Origin of the sequence: Streptomyces sp. NBC_00328 (genome assembly GCF_036139655.1) — a bacterium.
In the GTDB taxonomy this organism is placed as follows: Bacteria; Actinomycetota; Actinomycetes; order Streptomycetales; family Streptomycetaceae; genus Streptomyces.
This window is the reverse complement of sequence record NZ_CP108013.1, coordinates 9,349,312-9,366,375: the sequence shown is the minus strand read 5'-3', so window position 1 is coordinate 9,366,375 and position 17,064 is coordinate 9,349,312. Positions and strand designations below refer to the sequence as shown.

Below are 17,064 nucleotides of genomic sequence, written 5' to 3'. Positions count from 1 at the left end.
CTACGCCATTTCCTCGTCCTCGTCCAGCTCGGGGGCGTCCGGGTCGCGCAGCGGACGCAGGCCCTGGCACGGGGTGGAGGGGGTGAAGCTGTAGCGGCCCAGGACGCTGAAGAACATGGATCGTTGACCGAAGGGCCCCAGGAAGCAGACCACCCGTGCTGGAAGTTCACCGGCTCACTGCTCAAGATCATTGTCAGCGCCAACCGCTGTACCGATGTTCCTACCGACGCCAGAGGCTCGCGGGTTCAGGGAAACCGAAGTCTGTTCAGCGGGAACCCGCGGTTCGGTCCGCGTGCATCAGCTGAGCGAATCCGTGGGTTCGGCGGGAACTGTGGGGTGGTTCGCGAGGCGGCGGGCCTCGGCCGTGACCTCGGCATCGACCTGGTCCAAGGTTTTGTCGCCGTATTCGAGGATGTCGTACTCGTCGTCGAGTTCAGCGAGGCGCTCGGTCAGAGGCAGCTCATGTCCGTGGCGCTGGTGCATCCGGAAGGTGAACTCCCGAGGCGTGAGTTCTCCGGCGAGCATGCGGCGTGCGAGGGCTCGGGCAGCGGCTTCCTGACCGGCCTCGCTGTTGACCGGATAGAAGGTGAGGCCGAGTTCGGCGAGCGCTGCGGGAAGCAGGCCGTGGGCGTCGTAGTCCGCCTCAGCGCGCGAGCAGGCGGCGAGGATCCGAAGACCGGGGGCGTCGAGTCCTGCGACGAGCGCATCACAGGCGGCATTGACGACCTCGCTCGCGCGGACTTCCCCATGCTCCAGAGGGCGGCATGGTCATGTAGGAGTTCAGCCGAGATACGCGTCAAGGGGGCAATGAGTAGATCCTGATGCGGCTTTACGCGCGGTCAGCACAGTGACGCCGCGGTAAATGCGTACATCTCGCCCTGGAAGCCGGAACGGTCCGCCACAGGTCGCGACGATCACGGCCAGGGCTCCGTCGCAGTAAATCCGGTATTTACTGCGGTAGTTGCGAACGCGTCTCCGCGGTCGAGCATCCGCCCGAATGTGGTTCTGCTATGGGAACTTGAGGGGAGGGGACTGTGAGTGCCCGACGCGGACCACGCCTGGCGCCAGGCTGTTTGCCTGGGTCATGCCCGCAGATCTTCCGTCACGGGCAGGCACTCGGCGAGCAGGTCGACGACGTCGCGCCAGGCTCGCTGCGCGTGCTGCGGGTGGTAGCCGACGCCGGGGACCGTGGGGTGGTCGACCGGCGGATGGTGGAAGGCGTGCAAGGCGCCGCCGTAGACCGCGAGGCGCCAATCGACGCCTGCGGCCTGCATCTCGGCGGTGAACGCGTTCCGTTGTGCGGGCGGCATGATCGGGTCTTCCGACCCGACGCCGACCCACACCGGGCAGCGAATGCGCGCTGCCTCGCCCGGTCGGCCCGTGGTCAGTGCGTTGACTGTCCCGATCGCGCGCAGGTTGACGCCGTCGCGCCCGAGTTCCAGCCCGACGGCGCCTCCGGTGCCGTAGCCGATGGCGGCGATCCGGTCGGGTTCGGTCCGCGATTCGGTGCGCAACACGTCGAGCGCCGCATGGCCGATGCCCCGCATCCGGTCGGGATCAGCGAGCAGCGGCAGGCAACGGGCCAGCATCTCCTCGGGGTCGCCCAAATAGCGCCCGCCGTGAAGGTCGAAGGCCAGCGCTACGTATCCCAGCTCGGCGAGAGCATCGGCCCGGCGGCGCTCGACGTCGCTGAGCCCCATGCCCTCTGGTCCGAGCAGCACCGCGGGCCGGCGGCCGACACCGGCCGGGAGCGCGAGGTGCCCGATCATCGTCAAACCGTCGGCCGGGTACTCGACCGTACGCGTCGTAATCGTCGTCATGAGACTGGACTGTAGTGATCGTCGAGCCCGGTCCGGCCGGTGTTCTGCCGCTGGCAGAGCAAGTGCGCGTGTCCCTCTGAAATACGGGGGCCGAGCGCTCAGGGCTTCAAGATCATCTCGTTGCCCCTTTGGCGCGTACCTCGGCCACACCCCAGCGTGGTTCAGAGCAGGATCGGCTTTGGCATCAGCGCGGGTCGCGTGATCCATTGCGCGCCCAGACCCGGATTTGCGCGTCGAGTGCGCATCCTCAGCCGACTGTGTATCCGGTGGGAAATCCGTGCCGCCATCCACCATGCCTTCCTCACCCTCGGCTGCGCAATCATCTGCTGGCGAGGCCTCAAAAAAACAGTGCTGATCTGAGCCCTCAGCCCGAACCGCCGACCAGCGCCTCGCCGAGCGGGGTGCGCCGGTAGAGCACCGACCGTCCGGACCGGGCGCGGACGAGCAGCCCCGCGCCTCGCAGGATGGCGAGGTGGTCTCCTACCGCGCCGGGTGCCATGGCGAGGCTTCGGGCGAGGTGGCTGGTACTGGCCGGGGCGTCCAGCGCCAATAGCAGCCGGGCTCGGGACCGGCCGATCAGAGCGGTCAGGGCGTCCGGTTGGGGGACGGTCTCCTGTTCGCCCCACAGGGCTGCGGTGCCGCGGGCGCGATAGATCAAGGTCCTGGGCCAGGGGTCTTCCAGGTGGGCGGCGATATTCGCGACGAAGACCGAAGGGATCAGCAGGAGCCCGTCGCCGACGAGGCGGACTGTTCCGACTTGGGGGAAGTGGCCGATCTCGATACCGCCGGCTTGCCAGGCGATGCTCGGGTGCAGGCTCTCGATGGTCGTGGCCCATCCGTGTTCGCCGATCACACCCACCCGGTGCACGACATCGCGCTCACAGATCGCGCGCAGTTGCGGCCAGTCCGTGGCGAGCAGTTCGTGCCACGCCTGGTCCATCGCCTCGGCGATCCTGGAGACGGCGTCCGTCGAGTCCAGCACTGCGCGTACGCGGGGATCACGGGCGGACGAGCCGGTCGCGTTGGTGGCGATTTCGTGGCGGGCCGCTTCCAGCGGTGTGGCCCGGATAATGGCCAGGTCGTCTGCCCAGGTCTGGTTGAGGCCGCGCGGGGGCGGGGCGACGAAGTTCGGTCCGGATTGCGGGGTGTGCAGGGCGAGGGCGGCGTTCAGTTCGCTCTCGCAGCGAAGCCGTTCAAAGGCCGGCAGGAGCCGGGTGGCCCAGGCTCGCGGCAGCGGCATGTCTTGGCCGGCGAGCGAGCGCAGCAGGAAGCAGAGGTCCATCGCGGGCGACAGTGCGAAGCGGCTGCGCAGCAGGTCCTCGACGGAGACTTCGAAGCGCAGCACCCTGTGAGGCTACCGCGGGACGTCTGTTCCGATTCGTCGAGCGACGAATCATTGGTGAGTGGTGTGGGCGCACGGCAAGGCTGGGCGTCATGACCCCAACCGCCGAACCCGCGCAGGGCAACCACCGTGCCACCTACCGGGAGGTGCTGGCCGAGCCGCGATTCCGGCTGCTCTTCTCAACCCGCACCGTCGCGATCACTGCGGACGCGCTGCGGATCACCACGTTCTCGGTTCTGGTCTTCTCGGCCACCGGCTCCGCGCTGCTGAGCGCACTGGCCTTCGGCATCGGCTTCATCCCGCAGCTGTTCGGCTCGCTGCTGCTGGGCTCACTGGCCGACCGACTGCCGCCCCGCGCGCTCATCACCGGCGGCTACGCCTTGACGTGCACCGCCGCCCTGCTGCTCGCCCTGGTGCGGATGCCGATCGCGGCAAGCCTCGGTGTCGTGGCGCTGGTCGCCCTCGCCACACCAGTGTTTCACGGCGCGTCGAGTCGGCTGGCCGCGCAGTCGCTGGAGGGCGACGCCTATGTACTTGGCCGTTCACTGGACAACATCGCTGCCTCCGGCGCGCAATTGTTCGGTCTGGCACTGGGAGGTGCGACCGTCGCGGCACTCGGCCCGCACCGGGCGCTCGCGGTAAGCGCCGCCCTCTACCTCGGCTGCGCTCTCGCTATCCGCATCCGGCTACCCCGGCTGCAGCCCGGAGAGTTCGGCGGCACACCCGGCAGCACTCGGGGCGATGGCGGGGCCGTCCGGGCAAGCCTGCACGGTGCCGGCCTGCTGCTGCGCAAACACACGGTGCGACGACTGATGCTGGCCCAGTGGCTACCGCCCGCGTTCGTAGCGGGCGCGGAAGGCCTGATCGTCGCCTACGCGGGAGGACGCCACTTCGCGCCCGGCTGGTACGCGGTGCTGATGGGCTGCCTGCCGGTCGGCATGCTCGTCGGTGACCTGCTGGTGGGCCGACTCCTCCTACCACCCACCCGGGAGCGACTGGTAGTCCCGTTGATCGCGCTGATGGGACTGCCGCTGCTCGGCTTCGCCGCCGAACCCGGAGTGGGCGTCTCGTCCTGTCTGCTGCTGCTCTGCGGCTTCGGATTCGCCTACGGTCTCGGCCTGCAGAGGCCGTTCCTGGACGCCCTGCCGCAAGATGGCCAGGGCCAAGCCTTCGGCCTGCTCGGCTCCGGCAGCATGACGCTGCAAGGCGTCGGGCCGGCCTGCTTCGGCTCGGTGGCCGCAGGCATCGGAACAGGCGGCGCAATCGCCCTGGCAGGCGGCGCGGCGGCACTTACCGCCGGCTGGATTCTCACCTGGCACCCGCCCACCTCCCCGGTCCCCATCCCGAACTGCTCAACGGGATCAGAGAACGGCACCGAACAGCATGCCTGTAGTTCTCCTGCGCAGTAACCGTCGCAGGTCGGGTCGGCCGCGAGCCGTCACGCACCCCACCCCCACGCCGCCGGGGCCAGCCAGGTCAGCCGCCCTCCCGCACCACGAACCACCGTGATCGGGACGTGCAGTTGAAGCACGATCTCCGCGGGTCAGGCAGCAGGCTCGGGGAGGTGACCGAGGCGCTCGATGACGCGCTCGCGCAGAAGGAGATACTCCTCCCAGCGCCGAGGAAGAGGCCCAGGTGGACGTTTGACGACTCGGGCTGCGGTCACGGTCTGGCCATCCCGGAACTGCTCGTGCGTCAGGTCGAGGTCCACACCGCTGGGCAACCGATTCCACCAGTGAAATCCGTGCTGTTCCCCGCCGCAGTGGACCTCCCCGACCATGAGGTCGCCACCGAAGATGTCGTTCACTATCAAAGCGGTGATGTCACAGTGACCCCACGCCGGGTTGTCGGGCTGCCAGCCAGCGCGGGCGAGGTCGTCCGGGGAACAGGTGTCGGCGGCCCAACTGGCCCGCAGAGCCTTGTCGATGACCAGCAGGTTCCAAGGGATCATGCCGACAGCATCGCAGTCGCCACTGACATCGGCGGATCGCCGGGGAGACGCCTCTTCAGCTGCCGGCCCGGACTCGGACTGCAGGTACCGGCGCAGAGCTTTCCGTCCTCCCGGAACGAAGAGCCGTTGATCGACGACCTCGCACAATTCGGCCTCTGTCAGCCAGCCCTGCCAGGCGATCTCGCCCGGGTCCGGGATCAGGGGTTCAGTCACGACAGCCTCATGCACCCCAAACCACACGGGGCTGATCCCCTCCCGGCAAAGGAACTTGAACATGAAGCGCACGGGCACACGAACGCCCAGCTCTTCGGACAGTTCCCGGGCCGCGGCTTCCTCATACGACTCACCCACGTCCACGGCGCCACCGACCATCACGTCGTAGTAGCCAGGGAACCGGGAATGAGTCTCGGACCGTCGCAGCACCAAGATCCGCCCTGCCCGATCACGGCAGATCGTCGTCGCAATGCGATGCGGCCAGTGCTGACGCACCGCCTCGCCTCGTTCGACGACTCCCAACACGCGGTCCTGCTCATCTACATGCTCCACCAATTCGCTCACGGAGGCACGATCTCAGTCCCCACTGACAGCGCGGCCCCAGGAACACGAAAGAGGGTGACCTGCACCACAGGAGGTCCTGCGGAATACAACACAGCCGACCACCTGCGTCGCGAAAGCCGCCTCTGCGATCGGACCTGCTCAAATCGCCACACGGAGTCATCCGCACACGGCCTCTGCGGACACAAGCCGGCCCTACATCACCCACCTGATCGAGGACGGCCACCACCCGCTGTTCGTCCAGCACCAGGTCGGCCACGACCAAGCCTCCACCACCGCGATCTACACCTGCGTCTCCTCCGACTTCCGCACCCGCTCCCTGCGACGCGTCCTGGACGCCACCATCGAGGCCGCTCTGCGGCCGTGAAGGACCTCCTGATGCCACGCCAGGTCAGCTACCGGTGGCGCCTGCGCGAGCTGATGGCCGCCCGCGGCATGTTCACCGTCGCCGAGCTCATGCCGCACCTGACCGAACGCGGCATCACGCTGTCCTCCTCCCAGGTCCACCGCCTGGTCTCCGAAACCCCGGAACGGCTGTCCGTGCCGGTGCCGGCCACCCTCTGCGACATCCTCGACTGCACGCCCACCGACCTGATCGCCACCTCGGCCCAGAACCTCCCGGCCCGCCGGGCGGCCGGCGAAGAGACACTGATCAACCTGGCCGCCCGGCGACCCACACGGGTCCGGCTGACAACTCGTCCTCCAGGCCCCGGCCCCCGTCATCGCGAAAGCGCTCGGCTACCACGACAAGACGGCCACCCGTCTGGTCACCGAGGCCGGAGGAACCTGGAGCCGATACGCCCCCGGCGACCACCAGCGATGAAGCGCGGTACTCACGCTGGGTCCGCTGAGCCCCGTTTGTCCTCAACGTGGACGACGTGAAGCTCGGTGCCGTCTCGGTGGCGCTTAGAACGTCCGAACAGCCCGACAGCGATCTGCGACTGATCCTGAGGCTCATCGGGGCCGACATAGGTAAGAACGTCGTTGTGATGCCCCGTGACGACCCATCCCTCGACGTCCTTGAGGTCGATCACCCCAAAGTCTCCTGCCGAAGATCCGGCATGCGCCGGGCCGAACTTCTTCAGGAGGTCGGTTGCTTGTTCAGCAAGTTCCCCGTCCGGAGCGGTCAGCACGACACAAGTGCCATGCTCGAACAGCACCCACGACTTGCGGGGTGCGGCGAGAAGGCGCTGCCAGACGTCTATCAGCATCTCGGTGTTCACGCCGGTCATCATGCCGCAGAGCACCGACACAGGGTGACGATCGGCCGACGGCTACAGCGAATACGCGACTCCTGAACATGCGGGCCTACCAGTCCAAGCCCGAAAACGGAGTGCCGGAGTGCCGTCGCGCGGTGATACTGCTCCGATGATCAACGTGCCTGCCGCCGCTCTGGACTCGCTGAACGGGCTTGCCTTCGGTGACGCTTTTGGTGACCGTTGGTTCGGCGTCCTGCGCCGGAACGGTCCCGCAGCCCTGGAAGCGCGGACGCTGCCCCCGGAGGCGCTGTGGCGGTGGAGTGACGACACGGCCCAGGCCCTCGTCCTCGTCCGCGAACTCGCCGAGGGCGGCGGCACCATCGACCAGGACCGCCTCGCTCTGCGCTTCGCGGCCGCCTACACCGAGGACACGCACCGCGGTTACGGAGCCTCGATGCATGACGTGCTCCGTCGGATCGGCGCGGGCGAACCCTGGCGGGAGGTGGTCGCCGGGCAGTTCGGCGGCCTGGGTTCCTGGGGCAACGGCGCGGCGATGCGCGCCGCCCCGCTCGGCGCCTGGCACGCCACCGACCTCGACGCGGTCGCCGAGGAGGCCGCCCGCCAGGGCGCGGTCTCGCACCACCACCCGGAGGCGGTGACCGGGGCGGTGGCGGTGGCCCTCGCCGCTGCGCTGGCAACGCGCAGCCGGGGCGGGAGCGCTCCGGCGCGGCCGGACTTCCTCCAGGCCGTCGCCGAACGACTCCCCGACAGCGACGTCCGGTCGGGGGTGCGGATCGCGGCCCGGATGCCGGAGCGCACCTCGGTGCGGCACGCCGCGGAGGTCCTGGGCTCCGGCTACAGGATGTCCGGGCCCGACACCGTGCCCTACGCGCTGTGGTGCGCGGCGGGGCACCTCGACGACCTGCACGAGGGCCTGTGGTTCACGGTCGCCGGGCGCGGTGACATCGACACCACCTGCGCCATCGCGGGCGGCGTCATCGCCGCTCGCACGGGAGTCGCCGCACTTCCCCCGGCCTGGCACACGGCCAGGGAACCGCTGCCCCCGGTCGCGTCAGAGCCGGAGTAATCGACGGTGTTCGGTACCTCGCGTGTAACAGGCGTGTATTACACGGTGGTTGGGCGGAACGCGTGCCGCGTCGGACCGGCTCTTGGGGTTCGGAAACGCTCGCTCGTACCGAGCAAACGGCACTACCGACCGATACCGAGGATGAAACGATGCGTGTTCACAGGCTCACCTTCGCCGCCCTGGCCATCGCCGCAGGTCTCTCGCTCACGGCCTGCCAGAACGGGGATGACGGTACGGGGCAGAGCGCACCGTCCGCCACCTCCCATGAGTCCGCCCCGGGCGGCGGTTCGAGCTCGAACGGTACGGATCAGGGCGGGGGTTCGAACTCGGGCGGTTCGGATCAGAGCGGCGGGGCGGGCACCGGGAAGGGCTCGGCCGGAAAGGGCTCGACCGCCGGCACCGGCTCCGACGCAAGCGGCAAGGTCGACCGGTGCCACACCGACGAGCTGGAGATCACCGCGAAGGACAACACCATTGACGGCGACCCCGACGGCACCGTCGCGGTGCAGCTGAAGAACGGCGGCGGCCGGGACTGCACGATTTCCGGGTACGCGGGCGTCGACCTGAAGACCGGTTCGGGCTCGCTCTCCGCGAAGCGCACCGGTGCGCCGGCCGACAAGACCGTCCTCAAGAGCGGGCAGTCGACAGCCTTCGGCATCACTTACCCGCTCAACAAGTCGGGCGGCTCCGGCGTCCGCATCACCGGCCTGCTGGTGACCCCGCCGAACGAGACGAAGACGGTCACCCTCGCCTGGCCGGGCGGCCCCACGCTGCCCGTCACGGACGGCGCCGGCGCCCCGGTGAAGGTCGGCCCGGTCGGAAGCGCCGGCCAGGGCGGCTGAACCGTACTCCCGGGAACCGCCTCCGCGTCACCTAGGGATTCGCCCCGATACCCATGCCGCCGTCGCCTGCCTACCATCGTGAGTGGTGCTGAACATCCGGTCAGCCGTTCCATCCCGCACCGAACTCGTGCGTCACGGAGGCCCGATGAAGGCGATCGCCCAGGACCGGTACGGCTCACCCGACGTCCTGGAGCTCAGAGAGGTCGACACGCCGGCCGTGGCCGACGGGGAGGTACTGGTCCGCGTCCACGCGGCCTCGGTCAACGCCCGCGACTGGCACCTCATGCGGGGCGACCCGTACCTGGCGCGCCTGGCGCTCGGGGTGAGGGGTCCGAAGACGAAGATCAGGGGCACGGACTTCGCGGGCCGGGTGGAGGCGGTGGGCAGAGCCGTGAAGCGGTTCCGTCCCGGCGACGAGGTGTTCGGCGAGACCGAGGGCGCGTTCGCCGAGTTCGTGTGCGCCTCGGACGACGTGGTGGAGCCGAAACCGGAAGCGCTGTCGTTCGAGCAGGCGGCCGCCTTGCCGCTGGCGGGGAACACCGCGCTGATGGGCCTGCGGGACCTGGCACGGGTGCAGCCGGGGCAGGCGGTACTGATCAATGGGGCGTCAGGCGGTGTGGGCACCTTCGCGGTGCAGATCGCCAAGTCGTTCGGCGCGGAAGTGACGGGCGTGTGCAGTGCGAGAAACGGCGAACTGGTCCGGTCACTGGGCGCGGATCACCTCATCGACTACGCCCAGGAGGACTTCACCCGGAACGGACAGCGGTACGACGTCGTCTTCGACCTGGTGGGGAACCACTCGTTGGCCGGGTTCCGCCGCGCCCTGAAACCCGCGGGGACGATCGTTCTCTCCGGTGGGGGCGTATTCGAAGGCGGGAGTGTCATCGGACCGATGGGGCTCCTCATCAGGGGGCAGGTGATGTCACGCTTCGCCCGCCACCGGCTGCTCGTCCTCACGGCGACACCGAGCAAGGAGAACCTGGCGACCCTGAGGGAACTCGCCGACTCCGGGAAACTCACCCCTGTCATCGACCGCACCTACCCCTTGAGCGAAGCTCCCGGGGCCATCCGGTACCTCGAAGGGGAGCACGCGCGCTCGAAGGTCGTCATCACCGTCTGACGGAGAGCTACTGACGGAGAGCTCTGTCCATCCGGTCCGGATCCAGGGCGCCGTCCCGCATCGGGAGCGCGGCCACCGGGTGCACCGCGGCAATCGTGCTGCTCGCGACCGGCCTGGCGGTAGAAGAGTCCGTCTGTGCGTTGATCTTCCAGGTGACCGCCCCGTGCGGCCGCGGACGGTACGGGGCGCCTCGTAACGGGGTGGCCCCCGGCAGGCACACCCGTCGTCACCTCACCGGAGATCCGCACCATGCGTGCTCAACAACCCCTCGCCTACGACGCGTTCGTCGAACTCGCCACCGCCGACCCAGCCGTCGTCGGGCTCGTCCTCAAAGGGTCCCGAGCCCATGACGGCATGATCACCCCGTACTCCGACCACGATCTCTACGTCGTCGTCGCCGACGGCACCAGCACCGGTCCGACCCGGTTCCCGAGCCGTCGCGGCACCGGACTCGACCTCGTCGTCGTCACGCTCACCGAGTTGGGCGGAACCGGGATTCCGGGGTGGGAACGCTACGCCCTCGCCCGTGCCCGGATCGTGCTCGACCGGCTCGACGGAGGCATCGCCGGACCTGCCGGACCACCCCACCCTCCTTCACCTTCCGAAGCGGACCGGACACCACAGGTGACCGCCGTCCCCGGCTCCGGCCCGGGATGCACGGGCGTCCCGCATGGTCAGACCCGCCCCATGGTGCGACGCTGGAGGGGAGAGGTATCCGTGGGGCCACCGGGAGGACCGATGGGACGCGATGTTCCGGCGCTGGTCTTCACCCGCGAGGACCGTCGCCGGTACCGGATCAAGATGCAGGAGTGTCTCGACGCCTTCTCGCAGATGCTGCGGGAGTCACGGTTCGACGTGGAGCGCCCTCGGGTGGGCCTGGAGATCGAGCTGAACCTGACCGACACCGAGGGCGAGCCGACGATGCGGAACGCCGACGTGCTGGATGCCATCGCGGACCCCGCCTGGGACACCGAGCTGGGCCGGTTCAACCTGGAGATCAACGTTCCGCCCAGGCGGCTGATCGCGGGCGGCCCCGATGCCTGGGAGGAAGAGATCCGCGCCGCCCTGAACCACGCGGACGAGCGCGCCAGGACGATCGGTGTCCACCTGATCATGATCGGCATCCTGCCCACCCTGCGGGAGACGGACGTCGGACCGGACGCGCTGTCGGAGAACGCCCGCTATCAGCTGATCAACGAGCAGGTCTTCGCGGCGCGCGGCGAGGATCTGCTCATCGAGGTGGACGGCGTCGACCGGCTGCGGACCTACGCGGACACCATCACGCCGGAGGCCGCGTGCACGAGCACGCAGTTCCATCTCCAGGTGTCACCGGAGGAGTTCGCCGACTACTGGAACGCGGCGCAGGCGATCGCCGGGGTCCAGGTCGCCCTGGCGGCCAACTCGCCCTTCCTGTTCGGCAAGGAGCTGGCGCACGAGACCCGTATCCCGCTGTTCGAGCAGGCGACGGACACCCGCCCCCAGGAGATCAAGGCGCAGGGCGTACGGCCCCGGGTCTGGTTCGGGGAGCGGTGGATCACCAGCGTCTTCGATCTCTTCGAGGAGAACCTGCGCTACTTTCCCGCGCTGCTGCCCCTGTGCGAGGACCAGGACCCCACACAGACGCTGGACCGCGGGGACACACCGGAGCTGTCCGAACTCACCCTGCACAACGGGACGATCTACCGGTGGAACCGTCCGGTCTACGCGGTCGCCGAGGGCAGGCCGCACCTGAGAGTGGAGAACCGCGTGCTGCCCGCGGGCCCGACGGTCGCCGACACCCTCGCCAACGGCGCCTTCTACTACGGTCTCACCCGCGCCCTGGTGGAGGAGGACCGGCCGGTGTGGTCGCGGATGTCCTTCTCGGCCGCCGAGGACAACCTGCACGCCGCGGCCCGGAACGGCATCGACGCCCGGCTCTACTGGCCGGGAACGGGTGAGGTACCGGTGCCCGAACTCGTCCTGCGGCGGCTGCTGCCGCTGGCGCACCGGGGCCTGGAGCGCTCGGGCATGGACGAGGCCTGGCGGGAGCCGCTGCTCGGCATCATCGAGCAGCGGTGCGTCACCGCGCGCAACGGAGCGGTCTGGCAGAAGGAGATGCTGCACCGCTTCGAATCGTCGGACCACTGCGGCCGTCACGAGGCCCTGCGACGCATGACCCGGCAGTACATCGACTACATGCACCTCAACGCACCGGTCCACACCTGGCCGGTGGACTGACGCCCACCGGGCGCGCGTTCACGGGGACCGGCTTCGGCCCTTCCCCGCGAACGCGAGGGACGACAGCCCTACAGGATCAGCCTGTTGCCGTCTCGGCCAAGGTCTCGCGCACGATCCGCACCGCGCGTTCCGTGTCGGCGCGCGTCACGTCCAGGTGGAACACGAAGCGCAACTGGCCCGGGTATCCCGCGCACAGCAGCCCACGACGCGCCAGCCGGTCGCGCACCTCGTCGGTCTCGAGGCCGGGGGCGGAACTCGCGAAGACCATGTTGGTCCCGCTGGGTTCCATGGTCAGGCCCGGCACGTCCTTCAGGCTCTCCGCGAACAGCGCGGCGTGCGCATGGTCGTCGGCGAGCCGCGTCACATGGTGGTCGAGCGCGTGGAGTGCCGCGGCCGCCAGCACGCCGGCCTGCCGCATCCCGCCGCCCAGGACCTTGCGCCAGCGCCGTGCCTCGGCCACGAACTCCCGCGATCCCACGAGCGCCGAGCCGACCGGCGCGCCCAGGCCCTTGCTGAAGCAGACCGACACGCTGTCGAAGTGGCCGGCGATCAGCCGTGCCCGCTCGTACGGATCGCCCCCGCCGGCCACCGCCGCGTTGAACAGCCGTGCCCCGTCCAGGTGCGTGGCGAGTCCGTGGTCGCGGGCCACGTGCGTGGCGGTCTTCAGGTAGTCCATCGACACGGCTCGGCCACCGATGGTGTTCTCCAGGCAGAGCAGCCGCGTGCGCGCGAAGTGCGAGTCGTCCGGTTTCACGGCCGCCGCGATGTCCAGCGGGTCCAGCGTCCCGTCCGCCCGGTGCGGCAGCGGCTGGGGCTGAATGCCTCCGAGCACGGCGGCGCCACCGCCCTCCCACCGGTACATGTGGGCCATCTGCCCGGCGATGTACTCGTCGCCGCGGCCACAGTGGGTCAGCAGAGCGCACAGGTTGCTCTGTGTCCCCGAGGAGACGAACAGCGCGGACTCGAATCCGAGCAGCCCGGCGATCCGCTCCTGGAGCGCGTTGACGGTGGGATCGTCACCGAAAACGTCGTCACCGACCTCGGCCTCGGCCATCGCCCGGCGCATCGCCTCGCCGGGCCGGGTGACGGTGTCGCTGCGCAGATCGATGAGGCGGCCGGACTCGCCGAGGGCGGCATCGGCCGCGTTCACGGCGCGGGAGACATCGGCGGCGTCGGTGGCACGGGCGGAATCAGTGGTGGGCACACGCACACTCTGCCACGCCGCAAGCGGCCCCTCGTGCCGGGGTTCCCGGCGAGCCTCCTAGTAGTGCCTGGTCAGGTCGGTTGTTGTGGTGCGTGTCCTTCGGGACTCGACATCTCGAAGATCAGCCGGTGGCCGTTCATCTATGCGGGCACCATCCCGATGCCGGAGCAAACCCCCGGATCAGGTCGAACCCGTACACCACTTCCCTGGACGCAACCCCTGCCGCTCGCCGATGTCGCAGCGATGGACCCTCTGCTTCCCTCGGCCCCGAGAACGTCCACGCCCGATGGGACGGTCGAAGGTGGTGCCGAACCGCGTGGCCGAATGGAGTCACCGGGCATGTCGACATCGCGAAAGGATCTCGGGCTGTCGCGCAACCGTTCTCCAGCCCAGCGGGTCCTACTTGGCGTCAGAACTTCTCGGCGGGATCCGGGGGCTCTCGGAAGGGATCCAGGCCCGTGGGGTTCTGATACGGAGGGGCAAGCCGAGGAGCCGGGTAGGACAGGTCGGTTCCTCGAAGTTCATGCCCCCTGCGCGGGCCGCGCTCAGCCCTTGACCCCGGCTTCCTGCCTCCGCCTGGGCGACAGTGACGTGTCCGCAGTGACAGAGGGAAGAGGCAGCCGGTACCCGCGCAGCCCCGTGACGGCGCGGCTCCGGGCTGCTCCTGCGCCTGCTGCCCTGGGACGCGGAGCCACAGGACCGACCGGCAGCTCGAGCAGGACGACTACCGAATCGGGGAGACCGTTCTTGCTGCGTATCCATTTCACGCCCGAAGACCTGACCCGCATCCAGGTGGCGAGCACACCCGACCCCCTGTGGGAGATCACCTTCAGCCTCCAGAGGCTCCAGACCTCGCAGGGCCGCTGGGCCTACGCCGACTGGCACCGGAGCACCCGCGCCACACTCGCCGGGACCCGGCTCGGCGCCGCCGTGCGCCGGCTGCTCACCCCGGTGCTGCCCAGGGCCGCCTACCTGCCCGACTTCCTCACCCCGCCCGAGTCCGCAGACGGACTGGAGCGGGGGCTCACCGCGATCCTCGACACCCCTCCCGCCCGCGTCACCCACGAGATGGACCTGCTGGCCCGGATCAGCGGCGCCCCCGACTGGGTGCCCAGGCTGGCGGAACGCGACAGCCGGGACGAACTGGTCCGGGTCCTGCGGGCCTACCACGAAGCCGTCGTCGCACCCCACTACGACCGCATGTGCGAGTCGCTCGCCGGCGAGCGCGGCCTGCTCGCCCGCTCGACCCTCGACAGCGGCGTCGGCGGACTGCTCTCCGGACTCTCGCCCGCCATGCGCTGGCTCCCACCGGTGCTGCACGTCGACTACATCGAGGACCGCGATCTGCGCCTCGGCGGGCGCGGGCTGCGCCTGGTGCCCTCCTATTTCTGCTGGCAGTTACCGATGTCCCTGGCCGACGACACCTTGCGGCCGGTTCTGGTCTACCCCGTGCACGGCGCCCGGGTCCCCGAACCCGCCCGTCCAGATGTCGCCCTGCGTGCCCTGCTGGGCAGAACCCGGGCCACCGCGCTGCGCGCACTCGCCCTCGGCGCGACGACCTCGGAGCTCGCCCGCACCCTGGGCGTGTCTCCCGCCACGGCCACGCACCACACGACAGTCCTGCGCGACGCCGGACTCATCACGAGCCGACGCGTGCAGAACACCGTCCTGCACATCCTCACTCCCCTCGGGGCGACGATGCTCCGCAGGCCCGCGCCGGGGCCCTTCGCGGCGACATCCGGTCAAGGGCAAGCACTTCCCTGACAGTCCAGGGCGGCACCCGCTGCCTCAGGGACCCCAGTCGTCGCCACAGCACCGCTGGAATAGGGCATTCCACCGCCTGGCGCACCACTTTCGACCGTGCTCGAAGGTCGTGGTGCAAGCGGGACCCGCGATGCGACTGTTCCCGCGGCACCACTCGGGCCGGCGAACGCCGACAGCCCGACCACGACCGAATCAGGGGAGACAGACATGCTGAAGAGGCCTGGCATCAACCGGACCTTCGCAGCCGGAGCACTCGCGCTCGTCACCGCCGCGACCGGTGTGGCCTTCGCCCCCGTCGCGTCCGCCGCCCCGCAGGCCTGCGTCGGCTCGTCGCTGACCACGGGCGGCTACGAAGGGGTCGGCACGATCCGCAACAAGTCCGCCAGCAGCACCTGCGGCGACCTCAACCTGACCTACTCCTACAACAGCACGTCCGCCATCTACGACTACTACGCGGGCCGCCTGCGCCGCTCCAACGGCACCTGGTTCACCTGCTCCGCGGGGTACGTCTACGCCCAGGACGGCTACCACAGCATCAACGACGACGACTACTGGCTGTGCACCGACGTCGGCGACAACACGCCGTTCACCGTGGCCAGTTGGAGCGCCGGCGGCGACACCGTCACGATCACCCACTGACCGCGCCCCGAGTTACCGGGGTGCCGCCGGTGCACGACGGCCGGCGGTACCCCGGGCCGGTCCCAGGAAGGACGGACGTGACCCGCAGGACCCTCGCGCGCACAGCCGCCGCCGCTGCCGCCGCGCTGCTCACCGCCGCGTGCAGCACGGCCGTCGGCGCGCCCGGCGCGCAGCACCCCGGCCCGGAGGCACCCGGACGCCTCACCCACTCCCTGCCGGACGACCCGGTACGCATGGCCCTGCCAGCGACCGGTGCCGAGACCCGGTGGACCCAGGGCCTGAACGTCTTCGGACAACAGGTGGCCCGGACTGCCGCCGCCGAGTGCGCCCGCGAGAACGGATTCCGCCTGACCGAGGAGGTCCCTCTCGCGTACATCCCGTTCGGCGACCTGCCCGACCTCGACTTCCTCGGCCGGCACGGATTCGGGCAGAGCTCCGAGGTCCCCACCGTCGCGACAGAGCCCGCCCCGGCCCGGTCCGGCGGCACCGCCGAGATCCGCCGCTGCCGCGCGGCGGGGGCGACCGCCGCCGAACAGGTGACGAAGGTCTACCAGCCCCTGCAGCAAGCGTGGTTCGGTGCCCTGGCCACCGCTGCGAAACGGGACTCCGCCGCCGCCCGGGCCCTGCGCGACCTGCCCGGCTGCCTCACCGAACAGGGCTACGCCGTCACTGACCAGAAGGCCTTCTTCGCGCTCGCCGACCGCCGCCTGATGAACGCCCCCGCCGCCGACCTCTCCCGCGTGAACAGCGAACTCGGCCACGCCTACGCGACCTGCATGCGCCCCGTCGAGGCCATCCGCGAACCGGCCCGCCGACACCTGCGGGAACGCTTCCTCACCGACCACGCCGAGGAGATCCGTAACCTGCGCTCCGCCCTCGTCCCGGCCCTCCACCACGCCGAGAAGCGCTACGGCGTGCCTCTCGCCTTCCCGGCACCCTGACCCGGGGCGCCCGCCCACCCCAGCACCGGAGCGGCCGACAGCTCCGGAGCATGTCCCCTCACAACCCGGGCGGCCAGGCGTGCGGGCCGTCGGCGGGCCGGATGAGCATTCCGCTGCGCGGGCGCGTGGGAATGCGGCTCAACCCTTGAAGACTGCCCAGCAATCAGAGCAAGCACCGTTGCGGTGCTAGGCCTCGTACGTCGCCGTCGTGGCGCCCGGTACGCGCCCGTCGTACGCATGTCGTTCGCCCGCCGTATGCCTTCTCCGTGTCTCATTGCGGACGGTCGTGAACACGGAGGGGTGCAATCCGCTACACGGATGGCATCCTGTGTGTCACTTCCGCCCCACCCCGAGTTGCACGCCTGGCGCCCCGGGCCGACAAC

At 69.7% G+C, this 17,064-nt stretch carries 15 protein-coding genes; 10 read left to right on the top strand and 5 right to left on the bottom strand.

The window, feature by feature from the left end; translation table 11 throughout:
• Window positions 1–123: 123 nt before the first annotated feature.
• Entirely contained in the window at window positions 124–822 is a 699-nt protein-coding gene (locus OG485_RS41170; protein WP_328673968.1) for a hypothetical protein, read from the top strand.
• 260 nt (window positions 823–1,082) lie between these two features.
• Here the strand turns inward: OG485_RS41170 and OG485_RS41165 are convergent, their stop codons facing one another.
• Window positions 1,083–1,820, bottom strand: coding sequence for a dienelactone hydrolase family protein (locus OG485_RS41165; protein ID WP_328673967.1), 738 nt, complete (start codon window positions 1,818–1,820; stop codon window positions 1,083–1,085).
• 364 nt (window positions 1,821–2,184) lie between these two features.
• Complete coding sequence (locus OG485_RS41155; RefSeq protein WP_328673966.1) at window positions 2,185–3,165, bottom strand: ArsR/SmtB family transcription factor; 981 nt, start codon at window positions 3,163–3,165, stop codon at window positions 2,185–2,187.
• A gap of 89 nt (window positions 3,166–3,254) precedes the next feature.
• Here OG485_RS41155 and OG485_RS41150 point away from each other — a divergent pair, with 89 nt between their 5' ends.
• Entirely contained in the window at window positions 3,255–4,571 is a 1,317-nt protein-coding gene (locus OG485_RS41150) for an MFS transporter (RefSeq protein WP_328673965.1), read from the top strand.
• 134 nt (window positions 4,572–4,705) lie between these two features.
• On the opposite strand, the gene OG485_RS44155 is transcribed toward OG485_RS41150, so the two are convergent.
• Window positions 4,706–5,671 carry an NUDIX hydrolase gene (locus tag OG485_RS44155; RefSeq protein WP_443048878.1) on the bottom strand — a complete coding sequence of 322 codons (966 nt, stop codon included), beginning with the start codon at window positions 5,669–5,671 and terminating at the stop codon, window positions 4,706–4,708.
• Here OG485_RS44155 and OG485_RS41135 point away from each other — a divergent pair.
• A complete protein-coding gene (locus tag OG485_RS41135) occupies window positions 5,582–6,550 on the top strand; it encodes a helix-turn-helix domain-containing protein (protein WP_443048877.1) in 969 nt (322 codons plus the stop codon). The two genes, OG485_RS44155 and OG485_RS41135, sit on opposite strands and share 90 nt — an antisense overlap.
• Here OG485_RS41135 and OG485_RS41130 read toward each other — a convergent pair.
• Window positions 6,502–6,903, bottom strand: a complete 402-nt coding sequence (locus OG485_RS41130; protein ID WP_328674836.1) for a hypothetical protein — start codon at window positions 6,901–6,903, stop codon at window positions 6,502–6,504. The genes OG485_RS41135 and OG485_RS41130 overlap by 49 nt on opposite strands.
• Window positions 6,904–7,036: 133 nt before the next feature.
• Between OG485_RS41130 and OG485_RS41125 the strand changes: the two genes are divergently transcribed.
• From OG485_RS41125 to OG485_RS41110, 4 genes are all read left to right on the top strand, one after another.
• Window positions 7,037–7,954 (top strand): ADP-ribosylglycohydrolase family protein, encoded by a 918-nt coding sequence (locus OG485_RS41125; RefSeq protein WP_328673963.1) that lies wholly within the window; start codon window positions 7,037–7,039, stop codon window positions 7,952–7,954.
• Between the two features lie 149 nt (window positions 7,955–8,103).
• The gene (locus OG485_RS41120; RefSeq protein WP_328673962.1) at window positions 8,104–8,796 is read left to right on the top strand and encodes a DUF4232 domain-containing protein; all 693 of its coding nucleotides are present in this window, start codon (window positions 8,104–8,106) and stop codon (window positions 8,794–8,796) included.
• A 145-nt stretch (window positions 8,797–8,941) separates the two neighbouring features.
• Window positions 8,942–9,916 (top strand): NAD(P)-dependent alcohol dehydrogenase, encoded by a 975-nt coding sequence (locus OG485_RS41115; RefSeq protein ID WP_328673961.1) that lies wholly within the window; start codon window positions 8,942–8,944, stop codon window positions 9,914–9,916.
• Between the two features lie 738 nt (window positions 9,917–10,654).
• Window positions 10,655–12,133 carry a glutamate--cysteine ligase gene (locus OG485_RS41110; RefSeq protein ID WP_328674835.1) on the top strand — a complete coding sequence of 493 codons (1,479 nt, stop codon included), beginning with the start codon at window positions 10,655–10,657 and terminating at the stop codon, window positions 12,131–12,133.
• Window positions 12,134–12,209: 76 nt separating this feature from the next.
• Here OG485_RS41110 and ltaE read toward each other — a convergent pair whose 3' ends face one another.
• Complete coding sequence (gene ltaE / locus OG485_RS41105) at window positions 12,210–13,337, bottom strand: low-specificity L-threonine aldolase (protein ID WP_328673960.1); 1,128 nt, start codon at window positions 13,335–13,337, stop codon at window positions 12,210–12,212.
• Window positions 13,338–14,084: 747 nt separating this feature from the next.
• Here ltaE and OG485_RS41100 point away from each other — a divergent pair.
• The 3 genes from OG485_RS41100 (at window position 14,085) to OG485_RS41090 (ending at window position 16,681) form a co-directional block, all read left to right on the top strand.
• Window positions 14,085–15,101, top strand: a complete 1,017-nt coding sequence (locus OG485_RS41100) for an ArsR/SmtB family transcription factor (protein ID WP_328673959.1) — start codon at window positions 14,085–14,087, stop codon at window positions 15,099–15,101.
• A 207-nt stretch (window positions 15,102–15,308) separates the two neighbouring features.
• Window positions 15,309–15,740 carry a hypothetical protein gene (locus OG485_RS41095; protein WP_328673958.1) on the top strand — a complete coding sequence of 144 codons (432 nt, stop codon included), beginning with the start codon at window positions 15,309–15,311 and terminating at the stop codon, window positions 15,738–15,740.
• Window positions 15,741–15,817: 77 nt separating this feature from the next.
• Window positions 15,818–16,681, top strand: coding sequence for a hypothetical protein (locus OG485_RS41090; RefSeq protein ID WP_328673957.1), 864 nt, complete (start codon window positions 15,818–15,820; stop codon window positions 16,679–16,681).
• Window positions 16,682–17,064: the final 383 nt, after the last annotated feature.

What these genes read in the sequence shown, in the direction of transcription:
- OG485_RS41165 (WP_328673967.1), bottom strand. Translation starts at nt 1,820, where the DNA reads ATGACGACGATTACGACGCGTACGGTCGAGTACCCGGCCGACGGTTTG.
- OG485_RS41150 (WP_328673965.1), top strand. Translation starts at nt 3,255, where the DNA reads ATGACCCCAACCGCCGAACCCGCGCAGGGCAACCACCGTGCCACCTAC.
- OG485_RS41135 (WP_443048877.1), top strand. Translation starts at nt 5,582, where the DNA reads ATGCGGCCAGTGCTGACGCACCGCCTCGCCTCGTTCGACGACTCCCAA.
- OG485_RS41130 (WP_328674836.1), bottom strand. Translation starts at nt 6,903, where the DNA reads ATGATGACCGGCGTGAACACCGAGATGCTGATAGACGTCTGGCAGCGC.
- OG485_RS41125 (WP_328673963.1), top strand. Translation starts at nt 7,037, where the DNA reads ATGATCAACGTGCCTGCCGCCGCTCTGGACTCGCTGAACGGGCTTGCC.
- OG485_RS41120 (WP_328673962.1), top strand. Translation starts at nt 8,104, where the DNA reads ATGCGTGTTCACAGGCTCACCTTCGCCGCCCTGGCCATCGCCGCAGGT.
- OG485_RS41115 (WP_328673961.1), top strand. Translation starts at nt 8,942, where the DNA reads ATGAAGGCGATCGCCCAGGACCGGTACGGCTCACCCGACGTCCTGGAG.
- OG485_RS41110 (WP_328674835.1), top strand. Translation starts at nt 10,655, where the DNA reads ATGGGACGCGATGTTCCGGCGCTGGTCTTCACCCGCGAGGACCGTCGC.
- OG485_RS41095 (WP_328673958.1), top strand. Translation starts at nt 15,309, where the DNA reads ATGCTGAAGAGGCCTGGCATCAACCGGACCTTCGCAGCCGGAGCACTC.